The sequence below is a fragment of the Pseudomonas sp. TWI923 genome (assembly GCF_039673365.1).
GTDB classification, from domain to species: domain Bacteria; phylum Pseudomonadota; class Gammaproteobacteria; order Pseudomonadales; family Pseudomonadaceae; genus Aquipseudomonas; species Aquipseudomonas sichuanensis.
In genome coordinates, this window is sequence record NZ_JBDJLM010000143.1 from 1 (window position 1) to 6,003 (window position 6,003).

Genomic DNA, 6,003 nt, shown 5'->3' on the forward strand with positions numbered 1-6,003 from the left:
CCCCCCAACTCTCTTGGGGGGGCCCGCCCCCACCCACCTTTTTCTTTTTGGGGGGTGTGGGGGGGTTTCCCCCGCGATGGCGTCAGTTGGCTTAACCGATGGTCATCAAGCTAGCGTTACCCCCCGCCGCAGCGGTGTTCACACTCACCGCCCGCTCGATCACCAGGCGTTCCAGGGCAATCTGGTGATCGCCGCTCGACAGCCCATGCACGCCAACGATCGCGCCAGCACGCTTGGCCACCTGCTCGCAGATGCCGCGCAGCTGGTCCGAGTGGCCGTGGTGGATCACCGCGTCGAAGGCCACGTCGTCGTTGTTCCAGTCGGCTACCAGCTTGATCTTCGCTTGCAGCTCCTTTGGCAGGCGGCCGCGCACGGTCTTGGCCGGCTCGCCGTCCTGGAACACCGCCGAGCTACCCACCGCCAGCACCGCCGCGAACTGCGCCAGCAGGTCGGCTTCGTTGTCGGCCAGGCACAGCACGTGCTCGCGTGGCAGCACGCTGTAGCTGTTGCGCTCGCCGGTCGGGCCAGGCAATACGCGGGTGATGCCGCTCTGCGATTGTTCGGCGAACTGCTCGCACAGCGCGGCCAGGTCGCTCAGCTGGCTGCCGGCCGCCCAGGTCTTGAGCGTGTTCAGCGGCTTGATCTGCTGGTCGCGCAGGGTGGTGTCGGCCGGGCTGCGGGCATCGTCGGCCTGGAAGTGGCGGGCGATGGCGTCGGCCGGGCGGGTCGACAGCAGGCGGTACAGGTACAGCGGGCCGCCGGCTTTCGGGCCGGTGCCGGACAGGCCTTCACCGCCGAATGGCTGCACGCCGACCACGGCACCGACGATGTTGCGGTTGACGTACATGTTGCCGGCATTGACGTTGCCCACCACCTTGGCGATGGTCTCGTCGATGCGGGTGTGCACGCCCAGGGTCAGGCCGTAGCCGGAGGCGTTGATCTGCTCGATCAGCTGGTCCAGGTCCTTGCGGTTGTAGCGCACCACGTGCAGTACCGGGCCGAAGATCTCGCGCTGCAGCTCGTCGAAGCTTTCCAGCTCGATCAGGGTCGGCATCACGAAGGTGCCGCGCTTGACCTCTTCACCTTCGGCGATGGCCACCTGGTACACGGTGCGGCCTTTGTCGCGCATGCCCTGGATGTGCTTCTCGATACCGGCCTTGGCTTCGGCGTCGATCACCGGGCCGATGTCCACGGACAGGCGCTCGGGGTTGCCCAGACGGCTTTCGGCCATGGCGCCCTTGAGCATCTCGATCACGCGGTCGGCGGAGTCTTCCTGCAGGCACAGCACGCGCAGGGCCGAGCAACGCTGGCCGGCGCTGTCGAACGCCGAGGACACCACATCGATCACCACCTGCTCGGTGAGGGCCGAGGAGTCGACGATCATGGCGTTCTGGCCGCCGGTTTCGGCGATCAGCGGGATCGGGCGGCCCTGGTTGTCCAGGCGGCCGGCGATGTTGCGTTGCAGCAGGCGGGCGACTTCGGTGGAGCCGGTGAACATCACGCCCTTGACGCGTTCGTCACCGACCAGGCCGGCACCGACGGTTTCGCCCTGGCCTGGCAGCAGTTGCAGCACGCCTTCGGGGATGCCGGCTTCCAGCAGCAGGCGCACGGCCTGGGCGGCGACCAGCGGGGTCTGTTCGGCGGGCTTGGCCAGTACCGGGTTGCCGGCGGCCAGCGCTGCTGCCACCTGGCCGGAGAAGATCGCCAGCGGGAAGTTCCACGGGCTGATGCACACCACCGGGCCCAGCGGGCGGCAGTTGTCGTTGCGCAAGTCGTTGCGTGCCTGCACCGCGTAGTAGCGCAGGAAGTCCACGGCTTCGCGCACTTCGGCGATGGCGTTGGCGAAGGTCTTGCCGGCTTCGCGCACCAGCAGGCCCATCAGCGGCTGGATGTCGGCTTCCATCAGGTCGGCGGCGCGTTCCAGGATCGCGGCACGCTCGGCCGGCGGGGTGGCCTGCCAGATCGGTGCGGCGTTCAGCGCGCACTGGATGGCGTTGTCGACGTCGGCAACGGTGGCTTCCTGCACGTGGCCGACCACATCACGGTGATCCGCTGGGTTGAGCACCGCCACGGCGGCTTGCTCGCTGGCGGCGCAGGCCAGCAGCGGGGCGGCTTTCCAGTCGTTGTGGGCGGTGGCCAGCAGGGCGCAGGACAGCGACGCCAGGCGGTGTTCGTTGGCCATGTCGATACCGGCCGAGTTGGCCCGCTCGCTGCCATAGAGCGCACGCGGCATCGGGATGCGCGGGTGCGGCAGGCCGATGCTGCCTTCCTGGGTGCCCATGCGCTCGATGCTGGCGACCGGGTCGGCGACCAGTTCCTGGATCGAGATCGAGTGGTCGGCGATGCGGTTGACGAACGAGGTGTTGGCGCCGTTTTCCAGCAGGCGGCGTACCAGGTAGGCCAGCAGGGTTTCGTGGGTGCCGACCGGTGCATACACGCGGCACGGACGGTTCAGCTTGCCTTCGGAGACCTTGCCTACAACCTGCTCGTACAGTGGCTCGCCCATGCCGTGCAGGCACTGGAACTCGTACTGGCCCGGGTAGTAGTTCTGCCCGGCGATGGTGTAGATGGCCGACAGGGTGTGGGCGTTGTGGGTGGCGAACTGCGGGTAGATGGCTTCCGGCACGGCCAGCAGTTTGCGGGCGCAGGCGACGTAGGAAACGTCGGTGTACACCTTGCGGGTGTAGACCGGGTAGCCTTCCAGGCCTTCGACCTGGGCGCGCTTGATCTCGCTGTCCCAGTACGCGCCTTTTACCAGGCGGATCATCAGGCGATGGCGGCTGCGCTTGGCCAGGTCGATGACGTAGTCGATCACATACGGGCAGCGCTTCTGGTAGGCCTGGATAACGAAGCCGATGCCGTTCCAGCCGGCCAGCGACGGCTCGAAGCACAGGCGCTCGAGCAGGTCCAGCGACAGCTCCAGGCGGTCGGCCTCTTCGGCGTCGATGTTCAGGCCGATGTCGTACTGCTTGGCCAGCAGGGTCAGCGACAGCAGGCGCGGGTACAGCTCGTTCATCACGCGCTCGTACTGGGCGCGGCTGTAGCGCGGGTGCAGGGCCGACAGCTTGATCGAGATGCCCGGGCCTTCATAGATGCCACGGCCATGGGACGCTTTGCCGATCGAATGGATCGCCTGCTCGTAGGAGGCCAGGTATTTCTGTGCATCGTGCTCGGTCAGCGCGGCTTCGCCGAGCATGTCATAGCTGTAGCGGAAGCCCTTGGCTTCGAACTTGCTGGCGTTGGCCAGTGCTTCGGCGATGGTTTCGCCGGTGACGAACTGCTCGCCCATCAGGCGCATGGCCATGTCGACGCCCTTGCGGATCATCGGCTCGCCGCTCTTGCCGATGATGCGGGTGAGCGAGGAGGTCAGGCCGGATTCGTTGTGGGTGCTGACCAGCTTGCCGGTCAGCAGCAGGCCCCAGGTGGCGGCGTTGACGAACAGCGACGGGCTGTTGCCCAGGTGCGGTTGCCAGTTGCCGGTGCTGATCTTGTCGCGGATCAGCGCGTCGCGGGTGCCTTTGTCGGGGATGCGCAGCAGGGCTTCGGCCAGGCACATCAGTGCCACGCCTTCCTGCGAGGACAGTGAGAACTCCTGCAGCAGGCCCTGGACGATGCCGGCACGCCCGCCAGCGCTCTTCTGGTTGCGCAGCTTGTCGGCCAGGCTGGCGGCCAGCTTGTTGGTGGCTTCGGCCTGGGCGGCCGGCAGGCGCGCCTGCTCCAGCAGCATCGGCACTACTTCCGGCTCAGGGCGGCGGTAGGCGGCGGTGATCGCCGAGCGCAGCACCGATTGCGGCAGGATGCTTTCGGCGAACTCCAGGAAGCACTGGTGGGCGTGGTCGGTCGGCGCTTCGCCGGCCTCGTCGCCAAGGTTGACGGCGTGGCCGTTGAGGTCGTTCAGGGTGGCGCCACCCTCGAGCTTCTCGAGATAGTTGAAGATCGCTTGCTTGATCAACCAGTGCGGCGTGCGGTCGATGGACTGCGCAGCTGCCTTGAGTCGCTCACGGGTCGGGTCGTCAAGTTTGACCCCAAGGGTGGTCGTCGCCATTTCTTATCCTCGTTATTGGCCACGGGTGTGACCTAAGCTGGAGGCAAGATTAGCCTGTAGGACAATTCGGGTGCAACCGGGTGCAACCCGAAATTTTCGGGGCAAAGGTGCAACTCGTCTGAAGGACGTTTCCGCACAGCGGAAAAGGTCTTTTTCGGTGTTTTTTGTTATGGAAAACGTTGTGTTTGCTCCGAAATGGAGCAAAAACACGGTTTTATCCGAAAATGCAGGATTGGGTGCAACTTGCAAATGAAAAGTGGTTGCACCTCGTTCATGTTGTTGCATAGGATGCGCCGCCTGGGTGCAACCGTCGTCATGCACGGCGGTCGCTGGAGATAAAAACAACGCCAGGGCACAACTCATGGGCAATCCTCTTACCATCACCTTCGTGGTGTACATCGCGGCAATGGTGCTGATCGGCTTCGCCGCCTATCGCTCCACCAAGAACCTTTCCGACTACATCCTCGGTGGCCGCAGCCTTGGTAGCGTGGTAACCGCGCTGTCCGCCGGCGCTTCCGACATGAGCGGCTGGTTGCTGATGGGCCTGCCGGGCGCCATCTACTTCGCCGGCCTCTCCGAAGCCTGGATCGCCATCGGCCTGACCGTCGGCGCCTACCTCAACTGGCTGTTCGTTGCCGGCCGTCTGCGGGTGCAGACCGAGCACAACGGTGATGCGCTGACCCTGCCGGACTACTTCTCGAGCCGCTTCGAAGACCAGAGTGGCGTGCTGCGGATCATCTCCGCCATCGTGATCCTGGTGTTCTTCACCATCTATTGCGCCTCGGGCATCGTCGCCGGCGCCCGCCTGTTCGAAAGCACCTTCGGCATGTCCTACGAAACCGCCCTGTGGGCCGGTGCCGCGGCCACCATCGCCTACACCTTCGTCGGTGGCTTCCTGGCGGTGAGCTGGACCGACACCGTGCAGGCCTCGCTGATGATCTTCGCGCTGATCCTCACGCCGATCATCGTGCTGATCTCCACCGGTGGCTTCGATACCACCTTCCTCGCCATCGAGGCGGTGGACCCGGCGCACTTCGACATGTTCAAGGGCGCTACCTTCATTGGCATCATCTCGCTGATGGGCTGGGGCCTGGGTTACTTCGGCCAGCCACACATCCTGGCGCGCTTCATGGCCGCCGATTCGGTGAAGTCGATCGCCAACGCCCGCCGCATCTCCATGACCTGGATGATCCTGTGCCTGGCCGGCACTTGTGCCGTGGGCTTCTTCGGCATCGCCTACTTCTCGGCGCACCCGGACCTCGCCGGCCCGGTCACCGAGAACCGTGAGCGCGTGTTCATCGAACTGGCCAAGATCCTGTTCAACCCATGGATCGCCGGTGTGCTGCTGTCGGCCATCCTGGCGGCGGTGATGAGCACCCTGAGCTGCCAGCTGCTGGTGTGCTCCAGCGCCCTGACCGAAGACTTCTACAAGAGCTTCCTGCGCAAGAACGCTTCGCAGCAGGAGCTGGTGTGGGTCGGCCGTCTGATGGTGCTGGCCGTTGCACTGATCGCCATCGCCATGGCTGCCAACCCTGAGAACCGTGTGCTGGGCCTGGTGGCCTACGCCTGGGCTGGCTTCGGTGCCGCCTTCGGTCCGGTGGTGCTGCTGTCGGTACTGTGGAAAGGCATGACCCGCAATGGTGCGCTGGCGGGCATCGTGGTCGGTGCGCTGACCGTGATCCTGTGGAAGCAGCTGGGTACCGATCTGTACGAGATCATCCCGGGCTTCCTGTTCGCCACCATCGCCATCGTCCTGGTGAGCAAGCTGGGCAGCCCGTCGAACAGCATGGTTTCGCGCTTTGAAACCGCTGATGCGCAGTATCACGCCGACAAGTAATACCTGCTGAATCGGCGTTGTCCCTATCGCGGGGCAAGCCCGCTCCCCCGCCGCCACGACCAGGGGGGGGGGGGCGGGGGGGGCCCCCGAGGCTGTTTGAGGCCGGCCCGGCCAGGGGAAA

The 6,003-nt window shown here is 65.4% G+C and carries 2 protein-coding genes; one reads left to right on the forward strand and one right to left on the reverse strand.

All coding sequences use genetic code 11. The annotated features are described in order from the left end of the window. Positions 1-91: 91 nt before the first annotated feature. Positions 92-4,045 carry a trifunctional transcriptional regulator/proline dehydrogenase/L-glutamate gamma-semialdehyde dehydrogenase gene (gene putA, locus ABE459_RS25590; RefSeq protein WP_125465794.1) on the reverse strand — a complete coding sequence of 1,318 codons (3,954 nt, stop codon included), beginning with the start codon at positions 4,043-4,045 and terminating at the stop codon, positions 92-94. Between the two features lie 361 nt (positions 4,046-4,406). Between putA and putP the strand changes: the two genes are divergently transcribed. Further along, complete coding sequence (gene putP / locus ABE459_RS25595; protein ID WP_125465793.1) at positions 4,407-5,882, forward strand: sodium/proline symporter PutP; 1,476 nt, start codon at positions 4,407-4,409, stop codon at positions 5,880-5,882. Positions 5,883-6,003 lie beyond the last annotated feature (121 nt).

Excerpts from the sequence above, each read along its gene's own strand:
- putA (WP_125465794.1), bottom strand. The coding sequence starts at position 4,045 with ATGGCGACGACCACCCTTGGGGTCAAACTTGACGACCCGACCCGTGAG.
- putP (WP_125465793.1), top strand. The coding sequence starts at position 4,407 with ATGGGCAATCCTCTTACCATCACCTTCGTGGTGTACATCGCGGCAATG.